The following is a 427-nucleotide window of genomic DNA, read 5'->3' on the forward strand; positions in this document are numbered from 1 at the left end:
TACATCGTATGCGTCCAACGCTACCATCTATCATTTTTCTGTTTTAGTGATTCAATGAATTCAGATGGTAACGGTAGCAACTCGTCAATTCGACTGTTAGGCCACGTGGGTAATTTTATGAGCGTATCTTTGAGCCAGTCCGATGGATTAAGGCCATTGAGTTGAGCAGTGCCCAATAGAGTTTGAATAGCTGCTGCACGTTGACCGGCGCGTTCTGAGCCCGTGAACAGCCAGTTCTTTTTTCCAATCGCGATGGGTCGAATGATGTTTTCTACGGGATTGTTGTCAATTGGCAGATGGCCGGTTTGTGCATAGCGAATCAGACTGACCCAACGTTTCAGTGTGTAATCCAAGGCTTTGGCGGAGCCACCCCCATTTGCTGTCTGAGCGCGAGTTTGCACCAGCCAGTCGTGTAATGCCTCCAACT

At 48.2% G+C, this 427-nt stretch carries 1 protein-coding gene; it reads right to left on the bottom strand.

Annotated elements, in window-relative coordinates; all coding sequences use genetic code 11:
- Positions 1–20: 20 nt before the first annotated feature.
- Positions 21–427: IS66 family transposase (locus C7H79_RS17420; RefSeq protein ID WP_147383675.1), on the bottom strand; the 407-nt coding region annotated here is incomplete at its 5' end.

Source organism: Nitrosomonas supralitoralis, assembly GCF_003011925.2.
Taxonomy (GTDB): domain Bacteria; phylum Pseudomonadota; class Gammaproteobacteria; order Burkholderiales; family Nitrosomonadaceae; genus Nitrosomonas; species Nitrosomonas supralitoralis.